At 69.8% G+C, this 26,563-nt stretch carries 27 protein-coding genes; 17 read left to right on the top strand and 10 right to left on the bottom strand.

Annotated features, from left to right (window positions below):
* Positions 1 to 63: 63 nt before the first annotated feature.
* Both ACQR3U_RS09120 and ACQR3U_RS09115 read left to right on the top strand, forming a co-directional pair.
* Positions 64 to 831, top strand: a complete 768-nt coding sequence (locus tag ACQR3U_RS09120) for an SDR family NAD(P)-dependent oxidoreductase (protein WP_230810385.1) — start codon at positions 64 to 66, stop codon at positions 829 to 831.
* Positions 832 to 917: 86 nt separating this feature from the next.
* Positions 918 to 1,727 carry an alpha/beta hydrolase gene (locus tag ACQR3U_RS09115; RefSeq protein ID WP_217579303.1) on the top strand — a complete coding sequence of 270 codons (810 nt, stop codon included), beginning with the start codon at positions 918 to 920 and terminating at the stop codon, positions 1,725 to 1,727.
* Here the strand turns inward: ACQR3U_RS09115 and ACQR3U_RS09110 are convergent.
* Complete coding sequence (locus ACQR3U_RS09110) at positions 1,711 to 2,469, bottom strand: IclR family transcriptional regulator (RefSeq protein WP_006553387.1); 759 nt, start codon at positions 2,467 to 2,469, stop codon at positions 1,711 to 1,713. The two genes, ACQR3U_RS09115 and ACQR3U_RS09110, sit on opposite strands and share 17 nt — an antisense overlap.
* Positions 2,466 to 3,980, bottom strand: coding sequence for an APC family permease (locus ACQR3U_RS09105; protein WP_230810384.1), 1,515 nt, complete (start codon positions 3,978 to 3,980; stop codon positions 2,466 to 2,468). The genes ACQR3U_RS09110 and ACQR3U_RS09105 overlap by 4 nt, the downstream gene beginning before the upstream one ends.
* A gap of 354 nt (positions 3,981 to 4,334) precedes the next feature.
* On the opposite strand from ACQR3U_RS09105, the gene ACQR3U_RS09100 reads away from it, so the two are divergent.
* The 8 genes from ACQR3U_RS09100 (at position 4,335) to ACQR3U_RS09065 (ending at position 10,793) form a co-directional block, all read left to right on the top strand.
* Positions 4,335 to 4,916, top strand: a complete 582-nt coding sequence (locus tag ACQR3U_RS09100; RefSeq protein ID WP_039583653.1) for a MauE/DoxX family redox-associated membrane protein — start codon at positions 4,335 to 4,337, stop codon at positions 4,914 to 4,916.
* 21 nt (positions 4,917 to 4,937) lie between these two features.
* Positions 4,938 to 5,552, top strand: coding sequence for a redoxin domain-containing protein (locus tag ACQR3U_RS09095; RefSeq protein ID WP_230810383.1), 615 nt, complete (start codon positions 4,938 to 4,940; stop codon positions 5,550 to 5,552).
* Between the two features lie 102 nt (positions 5,553 to 5,654).
* Complete coding sequence (locus ACQR3U_RS09090; RefSeq protein WP_033097867.1) at positions 5,655 to 6,323, top strand: methylamine dehydrogenase light chain; 669 nt, start codon at positions 5,655 to 5,657, stop codon at positions 6,321 to 6,323.
* Positions 6,320 to 7,621, top strand: a complete 1,302-nt coding sequence (locus ACQR3U_RS09085) for a hypothetical protein (protein WP_230810382.1) — start codon at positions 6,320 to 6,322, stop codon at positions 7,619 to 7,621. Before ACQR3U_RS09090 ends, ACQR3U_RS09085 begins: the two co-directional genes overlap by 4 nt.
* The gene (locus ACQR3U_RS09080; RefSeq protein WP_006553381.1) at positions 7,618 to 9,210 is read left to right on the top strand and encodes a multicopper oxidase family protein; all 1,593 of its coding nucleotides are present in this window, start codon (positions 7,618 to 7,620) and stop codon (positions 9,208 to 9,210) included. The genes ACQR3U_RS09085 and ACQR3U_RS09080 overlap by 4 nt, the downstream gene beginning before the upstream one ends.
* A 9-nt stretch (positions 9,211 to 9,219) precedes the next feature.
* On the top strand, positions 9,220 to 9,561 hold the full coding sequence (locus ACQR3U_RS09075; protein ID WP_230810381.1) for a cupredoxin domain-containing protein: 342 nt from the start codon (positions 9,220 to 9,222) through the stop codon (positions 9,559 to 9,561).
* Positions 9,558 to 9,881: a cupredoxin domain-containing protein gene (locus tag ACQR3U_RS09070; RefSeq protein WP_084294978.1), complete on the top strand. Its 324-nt coding sequence runs from the start codon at positions 9,558 to 9,560 to the stop codon at positions 9,879 to 9,881. The genes ACQR3U_RS09075 and ACQR3U_RS09070 overlap by 4 nt, the downstream gene beginning before the upstream one ends.
* A gap of 60 nt (positions 9,882 to 9,941) precedes the next feature.
* Complete coding sequence (locus tag ACQR3U_RS09065; protein WP_230810380.1) at positions 9,942 to 10,793, top strand: methylamine utilization protein; 852 nt, start codon at positions 9,942 to 9,944, stop codon at positions 10,791 to 10,793.
* A gap of 61 nt (positions 10,794 to 10,854) precedes the next feature.
* On the opposite strand, the gene ACQR3U_RS09060 is transcribed toward ACQR3U_RS09065, so the two are convergent.
* Positions 10,855 to 12,432 carry a TM0106 family RecB-like putative nuclease gene (locus ACQR3U_RS09060; RefSeq protein ID WP_138845359.1) on the bottom strand — a complete coding sequence of 526 codons (1,578 nt, stop codon included), beginning with the start codon at positions 12,430 to 12,432 and terminating at the stop codon, positions 10,855 to 10,857.
* A gap of 149 nt (positions 12,433 to 12,581) precedes the next feature.
* Between ACQR3U_RS09060 and ACQR3U_RS09055 the strand changes: the two genes are divergently transcribed.
* From ACQR3U_RS09055 to ACQR3U_RS09035, 5 genes are read left to right on the top strand one after another with little or no spacing between them, the layout of a single operon-like run.
* On the top strand, positions 12,582 to 13,265 hold the full coding sequence (locus tag ACQR3U_RS09055; RefSeq protein ID WP_024102631.1) for a DUF6474 family protein: 684 nt from the start codon (positions 12,582 to 12,584) through the stop codon (positions 13,263 to 13,265).
* Between the two features lie 35 nt (positions 13,266 to 13,300).
* Complete coding sequence (locus ACQR3U_RS09050; protein ID WP_200359165.1) at positions 13,301 to 13,792, top strand: hypothetical protein; 492 nt, start codon at positions 13,301 to 13,303, stop codon at positions 13,790 to 13,792.
* A 34-nt stretch (positions 13,793 to 13,826) separates the two neighbouring features.
* Complete coding sequence (locus ACQR3U_RS09045; RefSeq protein ID WP_006553374.1) at positions 13,827 to 14,498, top strand: YcnI family protein; 672 nt, start codon at positions 13,827 to 13,829, stop codon at positions 14,496 to 14,498.
* The gene (locus tag ACQR3U_RS09040; RefSeq protein ID WP_230810379.1) at positions 14,495 to 15,028 is read left to right on the top strand and encodes a copper resistance CopC family protein; all 534 of its coding nucleotides are present in this window, start codon (positions 14,495 to 14,497) and stop codon (positions 15,026 to 15,028) included. The genes ACQR3U_RS09045 and ACQR3U_RS09040 overlap by 4 nt, the downstream gene beginning before the upstream one ends.
* 5 nt (positions 15,029 to 15,033) lie before the next feature.
* Positions 15,034 to 15,972 carry a copper resistance D family protein gene (locus ACQR3U_RS09035; protein WP_064060569.1) on the top strand — a complete coding sequence of 313 codons (939 nt, stop codon included), beginning with the start codon at positions 15,034 to 15,036 and terminating at the stop codon, positions 15,970 to 15,972.
* 4 nt (positions 15,973 to 15,976) lie between these two features.
* Here ACQR3U_RS09035 and ACQR3U_RS09030 read toward each other — a convergent pair whose 3' ends face one another.
* From ACQR3U_RS09030 to ACQR3U_RS09000, 7 genes are all read right to left on the bottom strand, one after another.
* Positions 15,977 to 16,615, bottom strand: a complete 639-nt coding sequence (locus tag ACQR3U_RS09030; RefSeq protein ID WP_006553371.1) for a UdgX family uracil-DNA binding protein — start codon at positions 16,613 to 16,615, stop codon at positions 15,977 to 15,979.
* A 19-nt stretch (positions 16,616 to 16,634) separates the two neighbouring features.
* Positions 16,635 to 19,817, bottom strand: a complete 3,183-nt coding sequence (locus ACQR3U_RS09025; protein ID WP_230810378.1) for an acetyl-CoA carboxylase family protein — start codon at positions 19,815 to 19,817, stop codon at positions 16,635 to 16,637.
* 72 nt (positions 19,818 to 19,889) lie between these two features.
* Complete coding sequence (locus ACQR3U_RS09020) at positions 19,890 to 20,642, bottom strand: ABC transporter permease (protein WP_024102624.1); 753 nt, start codon at positions 20,640 to 20,642, stop codon at positions 19,890 to 19,892.
* Between the two features lie 37 nt (positions 20,643 to 20,679).
* Complete coding sequence (idi, locus tag ACQR3U_RS09015) at positions 20,680 to 21,345, bottom strand: isopentenyl-diphosphate Delta-isomerase (RefSeq protein WP_230810377.1); 666 nt, start codon at positions 21,343 to 21,345, stop codon at positions 20,680 to 20,682.
* Between the two features lie 52 nt (positions 21,346 to 21,397).
* Positions 21,398 to 22,366, bottom strand: coding sequence for a phytoene/squalene synthase family protein (locus ACQR3U_RS09010; protein ID WP_220666348.1), 969 nt, complete (start codon positions 22,364 to 22,366; stop codon positions 21,398 to 21,400).
* Positions 22,359 to 23,978 (bottom strand): phytoene desaturase family protein, encoded by a 1,620-nt coding sequence (crtI, locus tag ACQR3U_RS09005; RefSeq protein WP_217579308.1) that lies wholly within the window; start codon positions 23,976 to 23,978, stop codon positions 22,359 to 22,361. Before crtI ends, ACQR3U_RS09010 begins: the two co-directional genes overlap by 8 nt.
* Positions 23,975 to 24,106 carry a hypothetical protein gene (locus tag ACQR3U_RS09000; protein ID WP_019290392.1) on the bottom strand — a complete coding sequence of 44 codons (132 nt, stop codon included), beginning with the start codon at positions 24,104 to 24,106 and terminating at the stop codon, positions 23,975 to 23,977. The genes crtI and ACQR3U_RS09000 overlap by 4 nt, the downstream gene beginning before the upstream one ends.
* Positions 24,107 to 24,283: 177 nt before the next feature.
* Here ACQR3U_RS09000 and ACQR3U_RS08995 point away from each other — a divergent pair, with 177 nt between their 5' ends.
* Both ACQR3U_RS08995 and ACQR3U_RS08990 read left to right on the top strand, forming a co-directional pair.
* The gene (locus tag ACQR3U_RS08995; protein WP_230810376.1) at positions 24,284 to 25,057 is read left to right on the top strand and encodes a DUF427 domain-containing protein; all 774 of its coding nucleotides are present in this window, start codon (positions 24,284 to 24,286) and stop codon (positions 25,055 to 25,057) included.
* Positions 25,054 to 26,475, top strand: a complete 1,422-nt coding sequence (locus ACQR3U_RS08990; protein WP_033097878.1) for a DHA2 family efflux MFS transporter permease subunit — start codon at positions 25,054 to 25,056, stop codon at positions 26,473 to 26,475. The genes ACQR3U_RS08995 and ACQR3U_RS08990 overlap by 4 nt, the downstream gene beginning before the upstream one ends.
* Positions 26,476 to 26,563 lie beyond the last annotated feature (88 nt).

The following is a 26,563-nucleotide window of genomic DNA, read 5'->3' as shown; positions in this document are numbered from 1 at the left end:
TGCCAACGAGCCCGAACCCGTCGGGTTCACGCAGCCCTCGGCTCGGGACAGGAGATACGAACAGTGGAGATTCAGGGATCCGCCGCACTGGTGACCGGCGCCGCATCCGGTCTCGGCGCCGCAACCGCACGCCGTCTCGCCGACGCCGGAGCCACCGTCTTCGGCCTCGACCTGCAGCAGTCCATCGACCGCGTCGGCGATGCCGCACCCGCGGGTGTCACGCTCCTCGCCACCGACGTGACCAGCGGCGACGACGTGCAGGCCGCCGTCGACCGCATCGTCGAGTCGGGTGTTCCGCTGCGCATCGTCGTCAACTGCGCCGGTGTCGGCTGGGCCGGCCGCATCCTGTCGAAGAACGGCCCGCACGACCTCGAGCTGTTCCGCACGGTCATCACCGTCAACCTGCTCGGCACCTTCAACGTCATGCGCCTCGCGGCCGACGCGATCTCCAAGACCGAGACGGTCGACGAGTCGGGTCAGCGCGGCGTCGTCATCAACACCGCCTCGGTGGCGGCGTTCGAGGGCCAGATCGGTCAGATCGCGTACTCCGCGTCGAAGGGTGGCGTGCACGGCATGACCGTCCCCGCCGCACGCGACCTCGCGCAGTTCGGCATCCGCGTCAACACCATCGCCCCCGGCATCGTCGACACCCCGATGCTCGCCGGTGTCACCGAGGAGTACCGCAAGGGCCTCGAGGCCGGTGTGCCGTTCCCGTCGCGGCTCGCCCAGCCCTCCGAGTACGCGCAGCTCGCGCAGATGATCGTCGAGCACGACTACCTCAACGGTGAGACCATCCGCATGGACGGCGCGCTGCGCATGGCGCCGCGGTAACCCTTCCTCCGGTAACCCCGCCTCTTCCGTGCGCGTTTCCGGCAGTTCCGGCTGCCGGGAACGCGCACATGCGTTAGACCGGACCCATGCGGATCGTTCTCGCCGTGGTGCTCGTCGTCGCGCTCGTCGGCGTCGCCGGGTGGGCGCTGCAACGACGCCTGATCTACCTGCCCGACAGCTCCACTCCCCCGTCCGCCGCGACCGTCCTGCCCGGTGCGGAGGACGTCGTGCTCACCACCTCCGACGGTCTCGCGCTCGACGCCTGGTTCGTGCCCGGTCGCGCTCCCGACGGCCCCGGAGCCGGCTTCACGGTTCTCCTCGCTCCCGGTAACGGCGGCAACCGACTCGGCCGCGTCGACACCGCCGCCGACCTCGCCGCGGCGGGTTTCTCGACGCTCCTGTTCGACTACCGCGGGTACGGCGGCAATCCCGGCTCCCCCACCGAGGAGGGTCTCGCCGCCGACGCCCGCGCGGCCCTCGAGCATCTCCGTTCACGCGACGACGTCGACCCCGCCCGGGTGCTGTACTTCGGGGAGAGCCTCGGCTGCGCCGTGGTCACCGCGCTCGCCGTCGACGAACCTCCCGCCGGAATGCTGCTGCGCTCGCCGTTCACCGATCTCGCCGCCGTGGCCCGGCACCACTATCCCTTCGTGCCCGCCGCACTGTTGAAGGACGAGTTCCCCGTCGCCGAACTCGTCGGCCACATCGACGTGCCGATCACGGTCGTCTACGGCACCGCCGACAGCATCGTCCCGCCGGCCCAGAGCTCGGCAGTCGCCGATGCCGCCCGATGGCTGCACGAGCGGGTCGAGCTCGACGGTCTCGAACACAACGATCCGCCGATGTTCGGCGCGCCCGTGGTGGACGCACTGATCCGGCTCAGAGCAGGCCTGTGAGCCTGGCGGAGCCGTCGACGAGGAATCTCACCAGATCGGGATCGGGTTGCACCTTCGCGGCCGACCCGTGCAGGTACAGGCCGCCGACGACGAAGGACGACGAGTCGCGGATCGGGACGGCCAGCGCCGCCCTGCCCAGCCGGGTCTCCTGGCACTCCTTCGCGTAACCGGACGAGATGATGTCGCGCAGCTCCCGCGCCAGCGACTCGCGCTCGCACATCGTGAACTCGGTGAGCCGGCGAAACTCGGCATCCGGAGCCGCCCCCGGCACGTGTGCCAGCATCAGCTTGCCGATGGCATTGGCGTGCAACGACTTCGACAGCGTGGTGATGGCGACGATCTCGTGGTCCGGATCCTGGTCGACGAAGCGGAGCCGGCTCCCGGCGAAGGACGCGACGTGCAATCCGAAACGCGTGCACCCCCGCAGGTCCTCCATCACGTCGTGGAGCGACTCGGACGGGGTGGATTCCGCTGCGGCCTGGGCGAGTTCGGCGGTGCGACGACCGAGCGCGAAACCCGACAGGTCGGGGACACGCACGAGATAGCCGTCCGCCACGAGCAGGTTCAGCATCCGGTAGGCGGTGGCGGGAGGCACTCCGGCGAACGCGGCGATCTCCTTGGCGGTGGTGCCGGGACCGAGCTGTGCGACGGCCTCGAGCATCCCCAGCGCCTTCTGCACGGCGTGGGGTTGTCGTCCTCCGAAAGTAGTCTCGGAGGACCGGATCGGCACGTGGGCGGTCACATCCGCTCCTCCTGTATGCCCCCCGTGACGATCCGCGGCCGCCCGTGCTCGTCGAGAACCAGTGTCCCCGCACCCGGCAGCAGATCCGAGGTCTCGACGGTGTCGAATGCTCCGATCGTCGCGAGGCTCTGCGGGCGGAGCCGGCGCAGCACCGCGCGCCAGACGGGTCCCGACACCAGGAGCGCGACGAGCGCCACCGGCACGACGAGCAGCGAGTGCGTGACCCCGTCGACGGCCGTGGCCACCAGCAGACCACCACCGAGCAACGCGACGAACACCGCCGCGACCCGCGTCCACGTGGTGTCCTCACCGATGCGGTGCAGGAACAGCAGGGATGCCACCGCGACCAGCGTGTACGCCGCGACCAGCGCGACCTCGACGACACCGTCGAAGACGGACGAATCCGCTTCCGCCACCAGGGTGTACAGGACGGCACCCGCGACACTCACCGCGACGAACGTCGTCACCGCGAGGTAGGGGGTACGCAGGGTGCCGTGTACGCGGGCCAGAGCGGACGGCAGCACCCGTTCGACACCCATCGAGTACAGGAGCCTCGAGCCTGCCTGTGCGCAGCCGAGTGTCGACGCGAACCACGAGCACGCCATGCCCGTCTTCACGGCGAGCACGACCACCCACGACGCACCGGAGTCGACACCGTCGAAATACGCTCCGATGATGAGCGATCCACGCCCGGTCAGCGAGGCGACGGCCGTGAAGACGAACAGCGCCCCGACGACGAGAGGGGTGATCAGCACCGTCCGGCTGACCGTGACGAGCGGCCGACGGGCCTCGGGTCCGAAGAACGCCGCGCTCTCGAATCCGGCCATGGACAGGACGGTCATGAGCGCCAGGAAGGGCAGCAGGCTCAGCGGTGAGACCGGCAGTTCGCTTGTCGTCGTTCCGCCCGCCGGCGCGACCAGCATCGTCGCGACGATCAGTACCAGCGAACACGTTTCGACGAGCAGGATCGCGCGGGTCGCGAACCGCACGCCGCGGATCGCGATCAGGGCGACGACCCCACCGAGCACCGCCGCCGTCACCAGCCACGGTCCCGTCCCCGGAAGATTCAGTCCCACAAGCTCACCGAGATCCAATACTGTGCGTGCTCCCTGGGCCAGCACGGAGATCGAGATGCCGAGATATCCGACGATGAGCGCCGTGCCCGTCACGAGCGCCGCGCGCGTACCGAGTCCCTGGAAGACGAAACTGTAGAGCGAACCCGCCGCGGCCAGGCGTCGCGTGAACTGCGTGATGCACCATGCGACCAGCACGACGACGCCGGTCGTCGCGGCGATGGTGAGCACACCCCCGAGTCCCGGAGCGCTCACGGTCATCCACAGGGCGATGAACACCATTCCGGTTGCGGGAGCGATCGTCGACAGCGACTGCCCGATCAGATCGAGCTGGGACAACTGCCGGCGGCCGAGCGCATGCAGGGGTGAGCGCACGTGATCCCCGGTGGGTTCCGCGTCCTGCGCGCGGTCGATCGCCGCCCGGAGTGCTGACGTCACGGCCGTGGTCCTTTCACTGGATTCGTCCGGACGCTAACCCCGTTCTGTTACAGCTGCATTACCTGCGCGAACACGACGTGCCGTCCAAGTGGGAATCCGCTCGCAGAGGCGATGCGAGGTGCATCACGCCACCGCCTTCCGCGCGGACTCGGGCGAACGCAAAACCCCACGTCGCCGAGCCCCGACGTCCCTGAATTCGAAGGCTCGCGTTCTCGTTCAGGGTGTCCCCGTTCGTTTCTCCGGCGTCGCACGCCCGACTCGAGACCACAGCAGGATGTGTCCATCCCCACCTGCGAGGGATCCGCCGGGACCTCGACGAGGTCCCGAAGCGAAACGGAAGGAGTGGTCGCACACATGCTGTGGGTGCTGATCGCATCGATCGTCGGAGGCACGCTGTTGCTCGCCGGCATCCCCAAGACCCGGGACCGCCAGGGCCTGCTGCGCACGGTGCGCGGGTACAAGCTGCTGCCTGCGCCGCTCGAGGACGCGGTGTCGTTCGCGCTGCCGTGGGCCGAGATCGTCCTCGGTGCCGCGCTCATCACCGGCATCGCCGGACGATGGGCGGCCGCAGGCGCCGCACTGCTGTTCCTGTGCTTCTTCGGCGGCCTGACGATCAACCTTCTCCGAGGCCGTCGTGACCTCGACTGCGGCTGTTTCGCATTCGGTTCCCACGACATCCCGCGGATCGGGTGGTTCCACGCGGTGCGGGCCGGTGCGTTCGTGCTCGTCTCCGCAGCCCTGGCCCTCGTTCCCGCCGGCGCACCGTCGCTCGCCGAGCACCTCCTCGCCGTCGCGCTCGCCGCACTGGTGCTGGTCGTGGTCGTCACCGCGGTGCAGTTGCGGTCGATCGTGCATCCGGGCCGACGCCCGGTCGACGACCACCTGACGAAGGCCTCGATCGAACTTCGTGCCGCCTCGCCCCTCTCGCGGTACTGACACATCCGAACGGAGAAATCTGTGAACACCTTCCTGCTGATCGCGGTCATCGTGCTGGCCGGCGCCGTCGCGGCACTGTTCCTCATGCTGCTCGCCCTCGCCCGCGAGATCGGGCGCGTGCAGGTGCGTCTCGGCCCCCTCGGCGCCCGGATGATGGACACCGGCCCGAAGATCGATCAGGTCGCTCCGAGCTTCCGCGGCCTGCAGGACCACCTCGGCCGCGAGGTCGGCGTCGGTGGCCACCGCGACAAGGCGCAGCTGCTGCTGTTCACCGCGCCGTCGTGCTCGACCTGCAAGAGCCTGCTGCCCGGCGTCAAGGCGATGGCGAAGGCGGAGAAGGACCTCGAGGTCGTCATCATCTCCGACGGCACGCCCGAGGAGCACCAGAGTTTCCTTGCCGGTTCGGGTATCGGTGCCGAGCTCAGCTACGTCGACGCCCGCGATGTGGGCATCGCCTACCAGGTGGGCACCACTCCGTACGGCGTGATCCTCGACGAGCACGGCAAGATCCAGGCCAAGGGCCTGTGCAACCACATGGCGCAGGTCGAATCCCTCCTCAACGCACTCGAATCCGGCACGCCCTCGCTGCAGCACCTGCACGAGGCAGCCAAGACTCGCGCCGCAGCCGGTCTGTGATCTGCGAGCGCCGACCGCCCCGTCGGTACGGGCGGAATCTCATCCCCTTCTCGAGATCGGAGTACGTCGTTGGACCTCAGACCCTCATCCGGGGAACCGGAGATGCACGAGAACCGATATCCGGTGGACGAAGCCACCGTCAAGGAACAAGCCGAATGGATGGCCGGCCGCGGCGGATCCTTCATCGGCCGCACCGGCCGCAGGATGTCCGAGCGGGTCTCCCGCCGTTCGGTGATCAGCAAGATCGGCCGGTGGACCATGGGTGTTTCCGGTGTGGCACTGATCAGTTCGCTGCCCGTCACCCGCACTGCGCTGGCGCAGGAGCCGCCGGCTCCGACCCCCGCCGAACCCGAACCGCTCGTTCCGGTCTACGACGGCAAGGACCCCGCCGAGTGCGAGTACTGGCGCTGGTGCAACATGGACGGCACCTCGTGCGCGGCCTGCAACGGCGGCGGTGTCACCACCTGTGCGCCGGGAAGCCGTCCCGGAGCGGAGTTCTGGGTTGGATGCTGCACGCATCCCGACACCGGTAAGACCTACCTGATCGCCTACTACGACTGCTGTGGTGCACCGTCGTGCTCGAACGCCTTCTGCGGTGAACCCGACATGCAGGCCATCATGTACAACCCGGTCTCGGGCAGCTTCGACCAGGAGATCATCTGGTGCGTGTCCGACGAATCCCAGTCGTACACCTGCACGATGGCACCGATCATCGGTGAGGACTGCCAGACCCGTCCCGCCGCACGACCGAAGGTGGGCGCCGGATCATGAAGCGCACCCAACGGGCGGTCGCCGCGACCGTCCCGCTCGCTCTCGCACTGTCCCTCGCGGCGTGCTCGAGCGACGACGACTCCTCCTCCGCGGCGGGCGAGGTCACCTACCCGACCGTCCCCTACACCACTCCCGGTGAGGGCATCTCCCTCGGTCACGACGATCAGGAGATCGGCGACACCATCCCGGAACCCGTGCATGTCTCGGAGATCCAGCCCGCGAGCGAGAACGACCTGCTTGCGGTCCTCCGGACTCCGGGCGGGCTCGAGATCGGTGTGAACGTCCTCGACCCGGTCACCGGTGTCGCGGGCAGTCGCATCGTCGTGGGTCCCGGCATCTGGGATCCGGTCATCCACGGGTTCGTCGGCGAGAGTTCCTCGGACCCAGCGGTTCTCGCCGCCGAAGTGTGGCGGCCGCGCGGTTCGCGCGGCCAGGCGGACTTCACCGTCACCACCTACTCGGGCGACCTGCTCGAGCCGGACGAGATCGAACTGCCCGACTACGCCCGCGCGCACTCGCGTCCCGGGTCCAGTGCCGTCACCTCGGACGGGAAGTACTTCGTGACGTGGGACGACGGCCTGTACGGCGTCCGCGTCGTCGATCTCGAGGCTGGCAAGGAGAGCGGCGCGCTGCAGATCATCGGGTGCGGTCCGTTCACCTGGCTCGTCGACCACAAGCTCTACAGCGTGTGCGAGGACACCCGCGAGCTGATCCAGATCTCCATCGACGATTCCGGTGTCCCCACCGAGACGGCGCGCACGAAGGTGCTGCCCGACGACTTCGTCAGCAACCGCAAGGTGACCTGGGCCGCGGACGCGAAGAAGGCACTGCTCGTCGGCGCGACCGGCGACGTCTTCGTCTTCGACTTCTCGAACGGTCTGCCGGAGGATCCCGTCGCTCCCATCGGGAACGCCGGACAGGACGGCGGCCGCTTCGCGGAGAACGCCATCAACAACACCGGCGACCGGATCGCGATCGAGTACACCGACAGCGAGATCCATCCGCACTCCGCGCGCGGTGGCGACATCGTCACGATCGAGCTGTTCGACGCGACCGGCCTCGCTCCGATCCGCACCCTCGATCTCGCGGCACTGGGGATGACGGACATCGCGTCCATGGCCTTCTCCGTGGACGGATCGATCCTGTATGTGGTCGGTTCGGGCCCCGAGGTCGACGGCGAGTCGGCCCAGCGCATCGTCGGTGTCTCGGCGAGCGACGGCACCGAGGTCAGTGCCGCCGAGGTCACCGGAACCGTCGACGACATCCGTTCGCTCCTGACCCCGCAGGTGATCCGATGACACGACCCGGTTCCGGGCTCGTGCTCGCTCGCCGACGCTTCCTCCGCCTGGGCACCCTCGGTGTCGGGGCGGTGGGGCTCGGCGCGCTCGGGTTCGGTGCCACCGCCTGCAGCTCCGGTACGTCCGGACAGCAGGCGGTGGCCACCGAGCTCGACTACATCCGTCCCACCGATCCCGAGGTGGCCGCGGCCGAGGCGGCCCGCGCCACCTCGGGGGCGACGGCAGCCTTCGCGCTCGCTGCGGGGGTGGGCGCCGTGGACCTCGGTGGGCGGATCGTGAACACGTGGACCTACGGCGGGGCCGCCGTCGCACCCGAGCTGCGGTTGTCGAAGGGCGACCGGGTGCGGGTGTCGGTGGACAACGGGCTTCCGCAGGAGACCACGCTGCACTGGCACGGCATCCGGATCCGCAACGACATGGACGGTGCGGCTCCGGTCACGCAGGAACCGATCGGCGCCGACGGTGGCCGGTTCGAATACGACTTCGTCGCACCCGATCCGGGCACCTACTGGTACCACTCGCACAGCGGACTGCAGGCCGACCGTGGTCTGTTCGGGGCTATGATCATCGAGGACCCGAACGACGCCACCGGCGCGGACGCCGACGCGGTGCTCGTGCTCGACGACTGGGTCGACGGTCTGGGCACCACCCCCGACGCGGTCCTGGCCGCGCTCAACCCGCAGGTCGCCGGGCACGGTCATGCCGGGCACGGCTCGGGGCCGGCCGAGTACACGGACGCCGATGCCTCGGTGGCGCAACAGATCACGTCGGCGGGCCACGGGGACTCCGTCCCGCTCGGCGGCATGACCCAGCACATCGCGTACCCGCTGCACCTGATCAACGGGCGTCCGCCGAACGATCCCGCCGTGGTGGAAGCCGCTGCGGGGCAACGGTTGCGTCTACGGGTCGTCAACGCGGCCGCGGAGACGCCCTACCGTTTCGCCGTGGCCGGTCACGAACTGACCGTCGTCGCCGTGGACGGCTTCGACGTGCAGCCGACGACCGCCGACACCGTGATCCTCGGCATGGCGCAGCGGGTGGACGTGCTCGTCACGGTGCGTTCCGGTGCGTGGCCGATCGTGGCGAAGGTCGAGGGGCGCGACGGCTACGCGTCGACCGTACTGCGGTCCCACGACGCGGTGCCGATGTCGAACCCCGATGTGGGATGCGACATTCCGGAGCTGAACGGGCGACTCGTAACCGAGAGCGAACTGCGGCCCGCCGAATCGGTACTGCTCGAGAAGCGGGACGTCGACCGCGACTACCGCGTCGAGCTGATCCAGGCCGGCGACCGCTACGTGTGGGGCATGGCCGGCCCCGACGCCGGCCGACTGGTGATGAAGGAGGGTGAACGGATCCGGATCACGATGGTCAACTCGTCGCCGATGTGGCATCCCATGCACACCCACGGCCACACCTTCGCCGTACCGGGTTACGGCGGTCTGCGACGCGACACCGTCAACGTGCTTCCGGGGACCGAACTCGCCATCGAGTTCGACGCGGACAATCCGGGCGAGTGGATGTTCCACTGTCACAACGCCTATCACTTCGAGGCAGGAATGACCGCGAATCTGCGGTACATCCGGTGAGGACGAGATATGAAGAAGTTTCTTTCCGCGGTCGCGGGCACGACACTCGCGATGGGACTGCTGACCGGATGCGGCAGTGCGGACGCCGACGAACCCGCGGTCGTCATCGAGGTCTCCAACATGTCGTACAGCCCCGCATCGGTCACCATCGAAAAGGGCCAGACCGTGCAGTGGCACTTCGACGACTCGGGACTGCCGCACGATGTGGCGGGCGACGGACCGCTCGAAGGTGACCTGAAGAGCGAACTGCTCACCGAGGGCACCTACGAGTACAGCTTCGACGAGGCCGGCACGTTCACCTACCACTGCACGCCGCACCCCGCGATGGTCGGCACGATCATCGTCGAATGATGCGGATCCGGTGGGGGGTGGCCGCGTTCGTGATGCTGGCCGCGACCTGGTGTGCCGGCTCCCCCACCGGGCCGGACGCGGAGATCGTCGTGCGCGACGTGCACTTCGCGCCGGTGGACGTGACCGTACCGGTGGGCGGCACCGTCCGGTGGACGTTCGACGACGGCGGGGTCCTGCACCACGTCGGATCGGAGGGCGAGTTCGACAGCGGCATCATCCCCGAGGGGAGCTTCGAGCACACCTTCACGACGCCGGGCGTCTACGAGTACCACTGCTCGGTCCACCGGTACATGACCGGAACCGTCACCGTGACCGGTTGACGGACAACGCCGTCCGCCGTCCGGTCGTATCCGTAAGCACCACAGCAAAGGAGCATCCCGATGACAGAAACACTCGTGCGTGAGCCTCTGGCTCACCCGCCCCTCGGAGTCGACGTACCGGAGATACGCCCGACGCTCGAGAGCGCCGTCGCGAAGAAGACCCGCGGCGGCCTGATCGCCGGTGCCGCGGTGGTCGGCGCCGCCGCCGGTCTCGTCGCGGCCGCCTCGACCCCGACGGCCATGACCGCCGCGGTGATCGCCACCGGCGCGGTGACCGCACTGGCCGCCAACTGGTCGACCTGCGGTATGTCGGTGGCCGGCGTGGTCGCCGCACCGAAGCAGCCGGGACGCCGTGGGTCGTCGACCCCGATCCGCCGGCTCGGCTGGCACACCCTCGGATCGCTCGCGACGGGCATCCCCACCGGCGCGCTCTTCGGTGCGCTCGGCGCGCTCGTGACCGGCTCGGTGCCGTGGGCGTGGACGCTCGCGGCCTGGGGCGTGATCGCGCTCGGTTACGGCCTGCACGAGCTGGGCATGATCACCCTGCCGACGCCCATGCGGCGTCAGCAGCTCCCCCGCCACCTGCGGCGCACGATGGCGCCGTGGAAGGTGTCGCTGCTGTTCGGTGCGCTCATCGGCCCCGGCTTCATGATCTTCATCCGGTCCAGCGCGTACTACCTGCTGGTCCTCGGCGTGATCGCCTCGGGTTCGCCGGTGCTCGGCGCCGCGATGTTCGCAACCGTCAGCCTCGGCCGCTGCATGCCGAGCGTACTGGCCATCCTGCACACCCACCGCGGTGGTTCGATGCCCGGCTTCCTGTCGGCGATGTGCGTCGTCGACCGTCGTGTCCAGACCCTCACCGGCGGTGTCCTCATCGCCCTGGCGGCCTTCGCTCTTGCCGCACTGGTCTGATCTCCCGTGCGTGGTTCCGGTGGCCGAGGCCACCGGAACCACGCACGTGGCATGCTCTGCGCTACAGGTCCTCGACGAACGGGATGTCGAGCACCGCACGATCACTCATCCACTCGCGCAGGACCTTCGTGGCGATCACGTCGTCCTCGTTGTACTCGAGCAACCGCACACGCTGCGCCGGATCGGGCTCGCCCGCCATGCCCACGGCCTCGCGGTACCAGCTCATCGACGCCTCACCCCCGGCCTCGGCGTCGCGCCAGTGATGCCCCGCGATCGGTGCGATCTTCTTCAGCCCCTTGCCGTTCGGACACACGAACTGGTCGGTGACGGCCTGGAAGATGTCGACCCACTCGTCCGAACCGATGAACGCCTTGACCTCCGCGAGCTCCGGCACACCCGGGAAGCCGTGGAACCGCCGCGCCGACGACAGCAACCACTTGTCCTCCGCCGACCGCGAATAGCAGTAGGCCGCAAAAGTCTTCCCGCGACGTTCGGCCGCGCGCCGCTGGTCCGACAGCCAGCGCCAGAACTCGGCGAACGAGCGTGCCTCGTCGTCGGTCGGCACGGGCTCCCACGTCGCGAACGGGATGTACTCGGAGGACGATCTCGAATTGAGCAGCGTGCCCCACAGATAGGCGCCGTGCTCGTGGTAGCTCTCCATGTCGATGTCGACCTCGACGTCGGCGCGGTGGACGTGCACGTGCCGGTAGCGACGCACGAGCGGCGCACCGGCGATCCACGCCCGCGCCGTGACGATCGCGTCCTCGAACGAACCCTGCGGCCACGCTTCCGGTTCCCCGCCCTCCCACCGGGCGAGGCCGTCGATGGTGTGCACCTCGAGTTCGCGAAGCACGGCGGCACGTTGCCCCGGCGCGACGAGCGACACATCCCGGGTGACGGTGAGTTCGGCGCGGCAGCGGTCCCACCACGGGCAGGTCTTGCACTCGCCGATCTGCGACGGCGCCGTCGGAGTGAGACCCCGCGCGATCTCGAGTCGGTCCGCCAGGCGGGCGTCGTAGTCGTCGAGGATCTGGTCGAGATCGTGCACGAGGATGCAGTCGCCGCCGTAGCCGATCGCGCCGGCGACCTTCGCGGGGCTCGCAAGTCCGTGACGTTCGAGCATCCGGTACAGGTGCGCGAGGCGCATCTGGTCGCGCACCTGACTGCGCACCTTGCGGGTCTCGTCGACAGCGGGTGCCCACGCGAACAGATCGGTGGTGAGCGCGCCGTGTCCGGGATCGGTGACCTTGTGGTTGACGACGATCACCGGGATGTAGCCGCCGTGTTCGGCGTCGCGCAGCAGGATCTCCGAGCGGCCGCGGCGTCCGGTGTCGGGTTCGCTCGGCAGCACCGCACCCCAGATGCGGTCGGCGCCCGCGCGGCACGCGTCGAGTGTGCGCTCGGCGCGCTGCGACATCGGTCCTTCGGGGGCGACGAGCACCCACCCGTCCGGGTCGGCGTCGAACAGCGTCTGGCGGATCGCCTCGCGATGCGCAGCCGCCGCCTCCTGGCGTTGCCGCGCACCCGGATTCTCGGGTGCACCTGCGAGTTCGTCGGGGAAGGTGGCGTCGAGATAGACCCGGTGGCGGCACCTCGTCAGCGCAGCGGCCTCGAGGGAGACGGCTGTGCGCTGTGACACTCCGCGTCGGGGCCGCGGTAGTTCTCCGGTTGCGTCCACGACATTCCAGGGTATTCCCTGCACAGGCGACGGCTCGCAGCAGCACCGTCACGTTAGGCTGACGCGGGGCGCCGGAGCGTCGTGTCGTACCGAATGGAGGGTGCTGTTCGATGGGGTTGTTCACACGGAAGCGTCGCGCGACTCGCAGGGCGGAAGCGAAGGCGCTGAGGACCAAGGCGAAGATCGAGGCCAGACTGGTCGCGAAGAATCGGCTCGAGAACGACCGGCGGGCAGCGAAGGCCAAGGCGAAGATCGACAAGAAACTCGCGAAGTCGCAGGTCAAGCTCGACCAGGAACTCGCGAGGTCGCAAGCCAAGGTCGAGAAGGAACAGATCGCGACCCTCAAGGCACAGAAGAAGGCCGCCGAGAACCAGGGGCTCACCGCGGCGAAGGTGCGCCGTTATCTCGGCGTCGCGCGTCTGCTCGCGCCGGTGCTCGTCCCGATCGTCTACCAGGCCGTGACGGCGCTGCGCGGTCAGCTCGACTCGCGTCGCGCGCAGCAGCTCGGGGTGCCGATCGAGGAACTGGGTTCGTTCACCGGTCACGGTGCCCGGCTCAGTGCCCGCATCGCGGGTGCGGAGCAGTCGCTCGCGAAGGTCGAGCAGCGCAACCCCAAGGACGCGGAGACGCAGAAGTTCGCCACCGCGACCCGCGAACGTCTCACCGATCTGACCGCCGCCGTGCAGACGGCCGAGCAGATGCCGGCCGCGCGCCGGAAGTCGGCACACGCGGCGATCTCGTCGGAACTCGACGGCATCGAAGCGGATCTGCTCGCGCGCCTCGGCGTGCGCTGACGCGGCCTGCACATCAGGAACGAGCACGACCGACAGTGACCAGGTATCCGACCGTTCTCGGCACCACCGCGGGCATCGCCACCGCGGTGCTGGCGGTGGCCGCCCACGGCGCCGCCGGCGGTGGTGTGCCGACGGGACCGGTCGCGGTACTGCTGGTCGCGGTCGCGGCGATCGTCGGGATCCTCGGCGCGCACCAGCCGTCGCTGTCCCCGCTCGTGCTCCTCGCCGGTGGGCAGGCGGCCACGCACGTCGCGCTCACCGTGCTGGTGCCCGGTCACGAACATCTGTCGGTGTCCATGCTGGGCGCCCACATACTCGCCGTCGCCGTGTGCGCGGTGCTGCTCACCGCCGCGGCCCACGTGTACGCGGCGTGCGGCACCGCGCTGCGGGTCGTGCTGCTGCGCGGCCCCCGGGTCGCCGCGCCCGCCGTGCTCGCCCCGACCTCGTCGACCGACCGGCTCGTGTGGGGACGTGCACCCCCGGCCATCTCGCGGAGAGGACCACCGCTCGCCACGGCTGCGCTGTGACGATCGATCCTCCAACCACGAGAAAGACCCATACATGTTCGAGTTCTCCCGTCGCGCCCTCGTGGGCGCGACAGCAACCGCTGCGCTGATGGTCGCGGGCGCCGGCATCGCTTCGGCCCACGTCACCGTCGTCGCACCCGGAGCCGAGCAGGGCGGTTACACCGTCCTGACCTTCCGGGTCCCCACCGAGTCCGAGACCGCCGGCACGACCGCCCTCACCGTCGAGCTTCCGGGGCTGCGCTCGGCGCGCACCGAGCCGCTGCCCGGCTGGACGGCGACCGTCGAGAAGGATCCCGAGTCGCAGCTCGCGACCTCCGTGACGTGGACCGCCGAACCGGACGTGCAGGTCGGGCCGGGACAGTTCCAGCAGTTCGTCCTGTCCGTCGGGCCGCTGCCCGAGGAGGACGAGATCGCCTTCCCCGCGATCCAGACCTACAGCGACGGCGAGGTCGTGGCGTGGGACGAGATCACGACCGGCGACGAGGAACCCGAACGTCCTGCCCCCAGCCTGACCCTCGCGGCGAGCAGCGGCGACGGGCACGGCGGCAGTGGTGACGCGCACGCCACCGAGACCGAGCAGACCGCCGGCGCGTCGGAGGACACCACCGACAGCACCGCGCGGTGGCTCGGCGGTATCGGCCTGGTGCTCGGTGCGCTCGGCGCCGCACTCGGCCTCGGCGCCGTGATCCGGGGGCGGCGGGCATGAAGCGCATCCTCGTTCTCCTCACCGCGTTGATCGCGGCGCTGACCCTGTCCGTCGGTTCCGCAGCCGCCCACTCGGTGGTGCTGTCGAGCTCGCCCGAGGACGGCGAGCAGATCGCCGAGGCACCCGATCGGGTGACCGTGACGTTCAACGAGAACCTGCAGGAGCAGTTCGCGGCTCTGACCGTCGTCGGGCCGGACGGCAACCTGTGGTCGAAGAGCGACCCGATCATCGAAGGTGCGAACGCATCCGTCGAACTAGACGGTCTCGGCCCCGTGGGCGAGTACACGATCGCCTACCGGGTGACCTCCGCCGACGGACATCCCGTCAGCGGAACCCGCACCTTCACGCTCACCCAGGAGGGAACCGGCGCGCCCGGTGAAGCGGCGTCCGGTGACACCGCGACCGGCGAGACCGGCGCGGAGTCGGGCGAGAGCGACAGCAGCGGACCTGCCGTGTGGTGGTTCGTCGTCGCAGGTGTCGTCGTGGTCGCCGCAGGTCTCGCCTTCGCGCTGCGCAAGCCGAAGGCCTGACCCGCATGATCCCGGAACGCCGGCAGTGGCTCGTCGTGGCCGCTGCCGGCGTTGCCTTCGGAACCGTCGCGGGCATCGCCGTGGCCGGTTCCCTCGCCCTGCCCGCCCCCTCGAGTTCGGTGCGGGCGATCGGGCTGTGTGTCGGCTCGACCGTGCTCGGACTCGCGGTCCTGGCCGTGATGGTGCAGCGGCAACGCCGTCCCGCGGTTTCCTCCGACACGCTGTGGCGGACGATCGCCACGCTCGGCGGTGTCTGGCTCGTGCTCGCGAGCATCGACCTCGCCTGGGCCGCGTCCACCGCGGCCGATGTTCCCGCCGCGGACCTGGACGTGGGGCGGTTCGGGCAGTTCGTCGGCACCACCACGGGACGCGTGGATGCGGCGGCATGGGTGTGCATCGCCGCGATCGTCGTCGTCGCCGCTGTGGCGTACCGCCGGTCGGCGGCGTGGTCCACCCTGCCGGTGCTCGTCGCCGCGGCGCTCGCGTTGATCGCCCGGCCAGTCACCGGCCACATGGCGCAGCAACCGCTGGGGTCGCTGTTCAACGCCGTGCATGTGCTCGCGGCCGCGGTGTGGTTCGGGGTGCTCGTGGCGCTGGCCGTCACCGTGCGGGGCCGCGGAGCGTGGGCGGAACTGCTGCCGCGCTACTCGCAGCTGGCCCTGCGGTGCGTGGTGGCGTTGGTGATCACGGGCGTGGTCGACGCGGCGGTACGGCTCGGCTCGGTCTCCGCGCTGCTGGGCACCGGCTACGGACGCGTCGTGCTCGCAAAGGCGATCGTGCTGTGCGCCCTGCTGGGGCTCGCGTGGAACTGGCGGCGCAACTGGCTCCCCGCTGCCGCGTCCCACCGTCTCCCGGAGGAGGAGTCGCTGCGCAACGCCGTCCTCGAGGTGTGCGCGATGTCGGTGGCGCTCGGGCTCGCGGCCGGATTGGCGACCACCGGCTGAGCCGTCACAACGTGGCCGCTCGTTCCAGGTCCTGCACGAACGAGCGGAACATGTCGTCGCGCTGCGATTTCGCCCGCAACACCGCCGACGGGTGCACGGTGACGACCACCGCCGGATCGCACGACCCGCACAGCTCCTCGGGCAGGTGCAGGACCTCCCCGCGGTGCTGTGTGAGCTTGAAGTCCTTACCGAGCAGCGACTGCGCGGCCGTGGCTCCGAGGCACACCACCACGTCGGGGCGGACGGCGTCGAGTTCGGCCTCGAGCCACGGCCGGCACGCCGCGACCTGCCCACCCGACGGTTTCTTGTGGATGCGTCTGCGGCCGTTGGCGGACCGGTCGAAGCGGAAATGCTTGACGGCGTTGGTCACGTACACCGTCCCGCGATCGATGCCCGCGCGTTCGAGGGCCTTGTCGAACAGGTGCCCCGCGGGCCCGACGAACGGTTCTCCCGCGAGGTCCTCCTCGTTGCCCGGTTGTTCGCCGACGAAGAGCATGCGTGCGTCGCGCACCCCTGCCCCGAAGACCGTCCGCTCGGCGGCCTTGTAGAGATCGCATCCCCGGCATCCCGCGGACGCGGCGGCGAGTTCGGCGAGGTCGCGGCTGTCGGGTACGTACTCCTGTGCGCCGGGATAGGTCACCATGGCTGTCGCATACCCGGCTTCACCGCGGTTGCACCAGTCGCTCGATCCAGGCGCGGCTGTCGGCGGGGTCGATGACGTCGTCGAGTTCGAAGCTCGTCGCCGCCTGCAGGGCCTTGCCCTGCTGGTAGGCGAGGGCGACGAGCCGGCCGAACAACTCCTCGCGCTCGCGGGGTGTCTCCGCGGCGTCGAGTTCCTTGCGGAATCCGAGACGCACGGCCCCTTCGAGTCCCATTCCGCCGATCTCCCCCGTCGGCCACGCGACGGTGAATTCGGGTGCGTGGAAAGATCCGCCGGCCATCGCCATCGCGCCGAGGCCGTAGCCCTTGCGGAGGATGATCATGCCGAACGGGACCGTCAGGCGTGCGCCGGCGACGAAGAAGCGCCCGAAGCGGCGCACGGTGGCGTCCTTCTCCGATTCCGGTCCGACCATGAATCCCGGTGTGTCGCACAGACTCACCACGGGCAGCCGGTGCGATTCGCACAGTTCCAGGAAGTCCGCGGCCTTGTCGGCGGCCTCGGCATCGATCGCCCCACCGAGGTGGGCGCTGCTGTTGGCGAGCACGCCGTAGGAGGCGCCTTCGACGCGCATCAGGGCGGTGACGATGCCGACGCCGTAGTCCGGGCGCAGTTCGAGCACCGATCCGAGGTCGGCGATCGCGTCGATCGCCGACCGCACGTCGTAGGCGCGGAAACGGTTCTCCGGCACCACATGTCGCGCGAGACGCGGGTCTGGTGCCTGCCGGTCCTCGTGCGGCGCGGTGAAGTACGCGAGATATCGCCGGGCGACGTCCACGGCGTGCGCCTCGTCGCGCGCCGCGACGTGCACGACGCCGTTGCGGCGTTGCACGTCGATCGGCCCGATGTCCTCGGGGCGGTGCACGCCGAGTCCTCCGCCCTCGATCATCGCGGGGCCGCCCATGCCGATGTTGGCGTCGGGGGTCGCGATGAGCACGTCGCACACCCCGGCGAGCGCGGCGTTGCCCGCGAAGCAGCGGCCGGAGACGACCGCGACGGTGGGCACGCGTCCGCGCAGCGACGCCATCGAGCGGAAGGTGGGCAGGTCGAGGCCCGCACCGGAACCGGCGTCGACGTCCCCGGGTCGCCCGCCACCACCCTCGGCGAACAGCACGAGCGGCACCCGCCGCCGGGCGGCGAGTTCGAGCAGCCGATCGGTCTTGCGGTGGTTGTTGCGGCCCTGGGTACCTGCGAGGACGGTGTAGTCGTAGGACATCACGACCACCTCGGCCCCGCCGATCCGTGCGGTGCCGCCGACAAGTCCGTCCGCCGGGGTGTTCGCGATCAGGTCCTCCTCGCTGCGGCGGCCGCGCTGGGCGGCGAGGACGAGCGGTCCGTATTCGACGAAGCTACCGTCATCGACGAGGTCGGCGATGTTCTCGCGCGCCGTGCGCCGGCCCCGCCCGTGCCGCTTCGCCACGATCTCGGGCCGCGCCGCATCGGTGGTGACCTCGTGCCTGCGGCGGATCTCGTCGAGGTCGGCACGGTCGGCGTCGAGGTCGGCCGCGGCGATGTCGTCCGTCGCGGTGTCCGTGTCGAGCACGCGGACCACCGCGAGCACGGTGCCCGGCTCGACGGTGCGTCCCGGCTCGACGAGCACACGTTCGACCACGGCACTGCCCGGTGCCCGGATCTCGTGCTGCATCTTCATCGCATCGAGCACGGCGAGCGGCGCACCGGCCGGAACGGTGTCGCCCGCGCGAGCGATCTCCACGACCGTGCCGACCATCTCGGCGTGCACCGCCTGTTCGTCGGCGCGCAGATCCGTGTACTCCACCGGTGCGGTCGGGGCGGTGTCGACGAAATCCGCGAGCCGCTCCCCCAGCCACGTGGTGCGGACATTGCCGGACCGGAACTCCTTGTCGTCCAGTATCTTCTGCAGGAGGTCGCGGTTGGTGCCGACACCGTCGACGATGAACTCGCCGAGTGCCGTCGACGCCTTGCGCAGCACGGCCGCGCGATCGCCGGAACGCACGTACGCGACGACCTTGGCGAGCAGCGAGTCGTAACGTCCGGTCACCTCGAGGCCGGGCCGGCCGTGGGTGTCGACGCGGATGCCCGGTCCGGTGGGTGGCGTGAACGCGGTGAGCGTCCCGGCTGTGGGCAGGGCGATCCCGTCGGGGCGCGGCGTCTCGGCGTTGACGCGCACCTGCACCGCGATGCCCTGCGCCGCCGCAGGACGTCCGCCGATCTTCTTGCCGTCGAAAGTGATGCCTTTCGGGAGACCGAGTTCGTCGAATCCCGTCCCGCGAGCGATCGCGAGCTGGGTCGCCACGAGGTCGACGCCGGTCACCTCCTCGGTGACGGTGTGCTCCACCTGGATCCGGGGGTTGACCTCGAGGAACACGAAACCGTCGTCGCGGACGAGGAATTCGACGGTGGACAGCCCGTGGCACCCGACCTGCCCGATCAGCCGGACCGCCGCGCCGTGCAGCGCCTCCCGCAGGGCGTCGGGCAGGTCGGGCGCGGGTGCGATCTCCACGAGCTTCTGGTGCCGGCGCTGCACGCTGCAGTCGCGATCGCCCAACGCCACCGCGCGGGTACCCGACCCCGACTCGGCGGCCACGACCTGCACCTCGACGTGGCGGGCACGCTCGACGAGCGCCTCGGCGTACAGCCGGTCGTCGTCGAAGGCGGCGTGTGCTTCGGCGGCGGCGAGCCGGAGCGCCTCGTCGAGATCGGCAGCATCGCGGACCACGCGCATGCCGCGACCGCCACCACCCGACAGTGCCTTGACGACGATCCCGCCCGGACGGTCGCGCAGGAAGGCCCGCACGGACTCCGGATCCGTCGTCTCGACGGCAGCGGTCACCGGGATGCCGAGTTCCTCCGCCACCGAGCGGGCGGCCCGCTTGTCGCCGAGGACGCGCAGTGCTTCCGGGGACGGCCCGACGAAGGTGAGTCCGGCGTCCGCACAGGCCTGCGCGAAGGCGGCGTTCTCGCTGAGGAATCCGTAACCGGGATGCACGAGCGTGCATCCGGTCGCTCGGGCGACCCCGACGATCGCCCCGGGGTCGAGATAGGCCGAGGGACCGGACTCCGGTAGGGCCTCGGCTCGCGTGGCGGCGCGGACGTGCGGAGCGTCGGCGTCGTCCGCGGCGTGGACGGCGACGGTGTCGAGTCCGAGGTCCCCGGCCGTGCGGACGACACGCAACGCGATCTCACCCCGGTTGGCTACGAGCAACATCGACGATCCTTCCCTCGGCAGCGGTTGTATCAACTCCTACTCCGGTCGGCACCCGCACCGCAGACCGCCGTCTCACGCAACGACCACGGGACGGTAGCGCAGGGCGCGACCGAGACCGAGCGCCATCAGCACGGACGTGATCGACGCCGTCGCCATGATCGCGGCGAGCACGACCACCTGGAACCGTCCGGCCTCCACCGGCGACAACCCGCCGAAGATCGCGCCGACGAACGCCCCGGGCAGCGTCACCAGACCGGTCGTCTTCGTCTGGTCGGTCGACGGGATCATCGCCGCGTGCACGGCGAAGCGTGCGGGTGAGAGTGTCGCCTGCCGCATCGTCGCGCCGAGTGCGAGCCAGCCCTCCACCTCGGGCCAATGGTCGTCGACGGTTTCGTGGAAGCGGCGACCGGCGAGGGCCGCGACCGTCATCGTGTTGCCGATGATGATGCCGCCGAGCGCGAGCGCGTAACGCGGGGTGGCCTCCACCGCGCCGGTCGCGAAGACGACACCCGCCGAGACGAGCACGCCGGTCAGCATCGCGGCGGCCGTCACCCCGCGCACGACGGCCTCGCTCCCGATGCGTCGGCAGGCCGTCCACCACGCGACGGTGAACATCACGACGAGCACCACCGCGACCCACCGGGCGTCGGTGATGACGCCGGAGAGCACGACGCTGATGAGCGCGAGTTGCACCGCGCCGCGGGCGATGGCACCGACGGGCGCGAATCGGTGCGGGACCCGGAACGCCCACAGCACCGCCGACGAGATCACGGCGAGGGCGAGGATGCCGATGATCGTGGGGATCAGGACGGTCGGGTCGATCACAGGGTCGACGTTAACGTCCCGGTCGCCGGGTGAGGCCCTATCGTCGCTCGGGCGCGGCGCGTCCCCAAAGGCGCTCGGGCGCGGTGCGTCCCCAAAGGCGCTCGGGCGCGGTGCGTCCCCAAAGGCGCTCGGGCGCGGCGTGCGGCAGATCCGCGGTGGACGCCACGGGCCAGTGCAGCGGATCGGGGCCGAGCGTGCGGAGCTGCTCCACCTGCTCGCGGCACCACACCGACACCTCACGGCGTCCCTCGACGACGTCCTCGGAGAACTCCGTCCAGTCGGCCCATTCGGTGTCGTGCACCTCCGACGGTTCGGGGGTGGGCGCCGGCCCGTCGTAGAGCACGCGGAAGACCGGGCAGATCTCGTTCTCGACGATGCCGTTGTCCATCACCGCCCGGTAGCGGAAGGACGGCAGGACGACCTCGATGTCGTGCACGTCGAGCCCGAGTTCCTGACGCAGCCGGCGGCGCACGGCCTCGATGAGCGGCTCGTCGGGCGCCGGATGACCGCAGCAGCTGTTCGTCAGGACACCGGGGAAGGTCGACTTGTCCAGGGCGCGCCGGGTGAGCAGAACGTTGCCGTGGTGGTCGAAGACGTACGACGAGAAGGCGAGGTGCAGCGGGGTGTCGGTGGTGTGCACCGTGGCCTTCGGCTCGATCCCGACCGCGCGGCCTGCGTCGTCGAGCAGCACGACCTGTTCCATGTGATGTCCTGTTCTGTATTCGTGTCCGAATGCCGGCTCGGCCGGTCGCGCCTCACCGGCCGAGCGGCGCGGTGGGCATCCCCAGTCTCGACCGTGAACGCAGCGTGGTCCAACCGGCCGAGGCCAGCCGCGGTGCCGCCACCGACAACCGCCGGCGCCGCGACACGCGTGCGCGCTGGTGGAGTACCCGGTATCCGCTCTCCTCCACCGCCCGCAGGATGTCGCCGTAGAGGACGAAGGCGGTCCGCATCGCGGGACGCACCTTCGGGTCGAGCAGGTCGATGCCCGGTTCGGCCACACGGTAGATCGAGCGGGTGTGCGCGATCAGGTGCGCGAGGGCGCGTTCGAACCGCACGTCGCGCTGTCCGGTCCGGCGGCAGTGCCACAGCAGGTCCTCGTCCACGTCGAAGGCGGCGAGGATGTCGGTGGGCAGGTAGATGCGGTCGCGGTCGAGGTCCTCACCCATGTCGCGGATGAAGTTGGTGAGCTGGAAGGCCTCACCGAGTGCGGCGGCGGGAGCCTCGGCCTGTTCGCGTTCGCCCTCGATCCCGAGGATGGGCAGCATCTGCAGCCCGATGACGGCGGCCGAGCCGTACATGTACTCCGACAGTTCGTCCATCGTGCGGTACCGCGACCGGAACAGTTCGGTGCCGGGGATGTCCATCCGCATCGACCGCAGGAAGGCGTAGTAGTACTCGTGCGGGATGTCGTACCGCTGCGTGGTGTCGACGAGGGCCCGCAGCACGAGACCGAATTCGTCGTAGGTCGGCGGCCTGCCCCCGAGCGCGTCGGACAGACGGCGTTCGAGCGCGTCGAGAACCGGTGCCGCGTCGACCGGTTTCACGTCGACGATGTCGTCGACCATCCGCGCGAAACCGTAGAGGGCGTGCACCCCGGCCCGTTTGGACGCCGGGAAGATGCGGGTCGCGAGGAAGTAGGTCTTGCCATGGCGCCGGTTGAGCTCACGGCACAGTTGATACGCCTCGTGCAGATCGGGATCGATCCCGTCGAGTTCACCCATGGGCAACCGCACCTGCTTCCATCGGAATCGACATCGTCGTGAGCCCGGCAGTCGCGCCACCGGAGATGCGTTCTGCGGCAAGACGTCCGGAGATAAGCACGGTCGGGACGCCGACACCCGGCGTGGTACCCGACCCGGCGAGGACGACATTGTCGACGCCGTGCACGAGGTTCGGGCGACGGAAGGGCCCGGTCTGCCGGAACAGGTGCGCCGCCGAGAAGGGGCTGCCGTCGAGCATGCCCTTGTCGGCCCAGGTCCGCGGGGTGTCGATGTGGTCGACTCGCATCGAACTCGCGAGTCCCCGATAGCCGCGCTGCTCGAGGACCTGCTGGATCTCCCGCATGTACGGCCTGCCGAGTCGGCCCCAATCGAGGGGTGCGGCAGCGAGATTCGGGCACGGCGCCAGCACCGAGACCGGTTCGCACTCGACACCGCCGCGCACGACCCGCAGGGACGGATCGGTCACGGCAGGTCGCGTGATGAGCAGGGACGGATCGGCCATCAACCGGCCGCGGCCGCGCGGGGCGGTGATCCGCGCGAAGGTCTCCGCCCACTCCTCACCGAAATCGATGGTGTGGTGGGAATCCGGCCAGGCCTGTGTCACCTCGGTGGGCACCGTGCCGTGGAAGACGACGGCCGAGGGCGACGCGACGGTGGCGCTGCGGGCGCGGCGGCGCGGCGGGACCCCGGCGCGCAGCAGCAGGTCGTCGACCACGGGCAGGTCCACGGTGAGGACGACGGCGTCGGCGGCGAACTCCCGGCCGTCCGCGGAACGCACGCTCTTCGCGCGGCCGCCGTCGACGCGGAGTTCCGACACCTCGACCCCGGTGTGCACGGTGCCGCCGTTGCGGACGAGCGCATCGACCATCGCGGCGGCGATGGTGGACATGCCGCCCTTCGGAAAGTAGACGCCGAGCGAGGTGTCCATGTGGGCGATGGCGCCGTAGACCGCCAGGGCCGTCGACGGTGCGGTGCCCGCGTACAGGGCCTGGAAGGTGAAGATTCGCCGGAGCCGGTCGTCCCGGATGAACGACCCGACGCGCGATCCGAGCCGGCCGAAGCCGCCGAGCCGGACGAGGTTGGCGGTGTCGCGCAGCGCCGCGGGTGTCGACACGAGGTCGAGCGGCGAATCGAAGTTGGAGTCGATGTAGCGGTCGAACTCGGCGTCGAAGATCGACGCGAGCCAGCGGCGCAGCCGCCGATATCCGCCGGCCTCCTCGGAACCGCACACGCGCGCGATCTCGGCGGTCATCTCGTCCGGATCGGAGTACACGTTCAGGGCGGTGCCGTCGGCGAAGCGCGCGTGGTAGCCGGGTGCGAGCGGGGTGAGGTCGAGCGCCGGGATGGTCGAGTCGAAGGATTCCCCGACGGCCGCGAGCGCGTCGGCGATGAGGTTCGGCATCGTCAGCACACTGGCGCCGTTGTCGATGTCGTAGAGATGCCGCCCGTCCTCGAACACCGGGTACGTTCCCACGCGACCACCGACCGTGTTCTCGCGTTCGAGGACGGTGACGCGCTTGCCGGCACCGGTGAGGTGGAGCGCCGCGGACAGTCCCGCGAGGCCCGCACCCACCACGACGACGGACTCGACGGAGCCGCCGACCGACCTCACGCCTTGCCTACCTGCGCACGCGGGGTCGTCTGCTCGGTGCGCGTGCGCGCTTCCATGAACAGCTGGAGGAAACCCACGGACGGGTACGGGTGCCGATTCTCGTTCTGCCGGGCTTCGTAGTTGGGCATGATCGGTGTTCCTCTGGTCGTCGCCTGAGCGGCGTGGGCGTGCGTAGTGGTTCGTGTCGGTCGGTTCGGGTGACGGCCCTCACGCCGTCTCTCCCCGTATTCGGAGCCCGTCGTCGAGCGGATGGGTCGGGTCTGCGGATTCGTCCCGGCCCTGGACGGGCGCGATACGGTCGAGGTATGGCTGCCCGCAAGACCGCTGTACTCCGACGGCCGTCGGCGACCGACGACTACCTCTACGAACCCGTCGATCGCAGGATCAGAGGTGAGTGGTTCGGCCGGACGGTGGTCGACAGCACCCGGGCCGTGCTGGTGTGGGCACCCGGCAAGCCCGTTCCGTTCTATGCCTTCCCCCGAGAGGACGTCCGGCTCGACCTGATCGCGGCCTCCCTGTCACCGAGCCGCTCCCGGCAGGACGTCTGGCAGTGGTACGACATCGTCGTCCGCGACCATCGGGCCTATTCACCGGTCTGCCAGCTCGACGTCGACGGTCTCGACGACCGTCTCGTCTTCCAGTGGTTCCGGTGGGGCGAGACCGGGCCGGGCGACGACGTCGACGAGGGCGAACGGTGGTTCGAGGAGGAGACCGAAGTGTTCACCCATCCACGCGATCCCTATCACCGCGTCGACGCCCTGCGCAGCTCCCGGCACGTGCGGGTGACCATCGGCGACGTCGTGGTCGCCGAGACCCGCAACCCCGTACTCGTGTTCGAGACCGGCCTCCCGACCCGCTACTACCTCCCTCCCGAGGACGTCGACTTCTCGGTGCTCGAGGAATCCGAGTGGCGGACGAGCTGCCCCTACAAGGGCGCCGCCCGATACTGGTCGTTCTCCGGCACACCGCCTGCCGAGAACGTCGCATGGTCGTATCCCGAGCCGTTCCCCGGCATGGAGCCCATCGAGGGATACGTGTGCTTCTACGACGACGCCGCGGAGATCACGGTCGAGGAGTGAGTGCGTCGGCTGCGGGACGCAGCGCTGCCCCGATCCCCGAGCCGCGGGCCTGGCGCGCACTGGCGGCCCTGTGCGTGGGTCTGTTCATCACCCTGCTCGACCAATCGCTCGTCGCGGTGTCGCTGCCGCGTATCCGCGAGGATCTGGACGCGAGCATCAACCAGGTGGTGTGGGTGTCGGCGGCCTATCTGCTGACCTTCGCGGTGCCGCTGCTGGTCACCGGTCGTCTCGGCGACCGTTTCGGTCAGCGCAACGTCTACCTGGTGGGCATGGCGATCTTCACGGCCGCGGCCTTCGCGTGCTCGATGGCTCCGACGATCGAGTGGCTGATCGCGCTGCGTGCGGTGCAGGGGCTCGGCGGGTCGCTGATCAACCCGCAACCGCTGAGCATCATCCACCGGATCTTCGCGCACGACCGGCGCGGTGCGGCCACCGGTGTGTGGAGCGCGGTGGCCAGCTCGGCGGGTCTGTTCGGGCCCGTCCTCGGTGGGGTGCTCGTCGGTACCGGTGGGTGGCGGTGGGTCTTCTTCGTCTACATCCCGCTGGGCCTGATCTCTCTGGTGATGGTCGCGCGGTACGTGCCGAAACTGCCGACCGGGGCGCGTCGCATCGACGTGCTGAGCGCCGTCGTCTCGCTGGTCGCGGTCACCGGCGTGATCTTCTCCCTGCAGCAGGGTCCCGATGCCGGCTGGACCGTGTGGGTGTGGGTCGTCCTCGGTATCGGGATCGTGGCGTTCGGGGTGTTCGTGCGTCTGCAGCGGACCGCGGTGGCCCGCGGCACCGAGGCGCTGGCCCCGCTCGGGTTGTTCACCCGCCGCAACTTCACCCTCGGGGTGACCGCCGTGGCGACGCTGGGTTTCACGGTCTACGCCGTGAACCTGCCGATCATGCTGTACCTGCAGGTGGGTCAGGGACTGTCCGCGCAGGTCGCAGGTCTGATGCTGGTACCGATGGGCGTGATCTCGGTGATCATGGCGCCCTTGATCGGGCGGGTCACCGATCGGGTCGCGCCGGGCCGGATCTCCCGGATCGGTTTCTCCGCGATGATCGCGGCGATGCTGTCGTTCGGTGTGGCGATGCATCTCGAGGCCACCGTCGGCTGGCTCCTGATCCCGATCGTGCTGCTCGGTTTCGCGAACTCGTTGTGCTGGGCCCCGAACTCGACGATCGCGTTGCGCGACCTGCCCGGTGACCTCGTAGGCGCCGGATCGGGTGTGTACAACACCGCCCGGCAGGTCGGTGCGGTACTCGGTGCGGCCGCCCTCGGTGCGGTGATGCAGATGGGTGAGGGGACGCTCGGGTTCGGTGCCGCGATGGGCAATGCGGTGTTGCTCCCGGTGGTCTTCCTCTTGGTGGGACTGGTGGCGGTCTCCCGTTTCCGAGAGAGTTCCACCGTCACCAGCGCAACGGGTGCGTGAGCAACCGTCATCGGCGCAACGGGTGCGTGAGCAACCGTCATCGGCGCAACGGGTGCGTGAGCAACCGTCATCGGCGCAACGGGTGCGT

Origin of the sequence: Rhodococcus sp. IEGM1339 (assembly GCF_050321925.1) — a bacterium.
Taxonomy (GTDB): Bacteria; Actinomycetota; Actinomycetes; order Mycobacteriales; family Mycobacteriaceae; genus Rhodococcus; species Rhodococcus pyridinivorans.
This window is presented reverse-complemented; position numbering and strand designations above follow the sequence as displayed.

Excerpts from the sequence above, each read along its gene's own strand:
- ACQR3U_RS09115 (WP_217579303.1), top strand. The coding sequence starts at position 918 with ATGCGGATCGTTCTCGCCGTGGTGCTCGTCGTCGCGCTCGTCGGCGTC.
- ACQR3U_RS09100 (WP_039583653.1), top strand. The coding sequence starts at position 4,335 with ATGCTGTGGGTGCTGATCGCATCGATCGTCGGAGGCACGCTGTTGCTC.
- ACQR3U_RS09090 (WP_033097867.1), top strand. The coding sequence starts at position 5,655 with ATGCACGAGAACCGATATCCGGTGGACGAAGCCACCGTCAAGGAACAA.
- ACQR3U_RS09085 (WP_230810382.1), top strand. The coding sequence starts at position 6,320 with ATGAAGCGCACCCAACGGGCGGTCGCCGCGACCGTCCCGCTCGCTCTC.
- ACQR3U_RS09080 (WP_006553381.1), top strand. The coding sequence starts at position 7,618 with ATGACACGACCCGGTTCCGGGCTCGTGCTCGCTCGCCGACGCTTCCTC.
- ACQR3U_RS09075 (WP_230810381.1), top strand. The coding sequence starts at position 9,220 with ATGAAGAAGTTTCTTTCCGCGGTCGCGGGCACGACACTCGCGATGGGA.
- ACQR3U_RS09070 (WP_084294978.1), top strand. The coding sequence starts at position 9,558 with ATGATGCGGATCCGGTGGGGGGTGGCCGCGTTCGTGATGCTGGCCGCG.
- ACQR3U_RS09065 (WP_230810380.1), top strand. The coding sequence starts at position 9,942 with ATGACAGAAACACTCGTGCGTGAGCCTCTGGCTCACCCGCCCCTCGGA.
- ACQR3U_RS09055 (WP_024102631.1), top strand. The coding sequence starts at position 12,582 with ATGGGGTTGTTCACACGGAAGCGTCGCGCGACTCGCAGGGCGGAAGCG.
- ACQR3U_RS09045 (WP_006553374.1), top strand. The coding sequence starts at position 13,827 with ATGTTCGAGTTCTCCCGTCGCGCCCTCGTGGGCGCGACAGCAACCGCT.
- ACQR3U_RS09040 (WP_230810379.1), top strand. The coding sequence starts at position 14,495 with ATGAAGCGCATCCTCGTTCTCCTCACCGCGTTGATCGCGGCGCTGACC.
- ACQR3U_RS09035 (WP_064060569.1), top strand. The coding sequence starts at position 15,034 with ATGATCCCGGAACGCCGGCAGTGGCTCGTCGTGGCCGCTGCCGGCGTT.
- ACQR3U_RS09030 (WP_006553371.1), bottom strand. The coding sequence starts at position 16,615 with ATGGTGACCTATCCCGGCGCACAGGAGTACGTACCCGACAGCCGCGAC.
- ACQR3U_RS09025 (WP_230810378.1), bottom strand. The coding sequence starts at position 19,817 with ATGTTGCTCGTAGCCAACCGGGGTGAGATCGCGTTGCGTGTCGTCCGC.
- idi (WP_230810377.1), bottom strand. The coding sequence starts at position 21,345 with ATGGAACAGGTCGTGCTGCTCGACGACGCAGGCCGCGCGGTCGGGATC.
- ACQR3U_RS09010 (WP_220666348.1), bottom strand. The coding sequence starts at position 22,366 with ATGGGTGAACTCGACGGGATCGATCCCGATCTGCACGAGGCGTATCAA.
- ACQR3U_RS09000 (WP_019290392.1), bottom strand. The coding sequence starts at position 24,106 with ATGCCCAACTACGAAGCCCGGCAGAACGAGAATCGGCACCCGTACCCG.
- ACQR3U_RS08995 (WP_230810376.1), top strand. The coding sequence starts at position 24,284 with ATGGCTGCCCGCAAGACCGCTGTACTCCGACGGCCGTCGGCGACCGAC.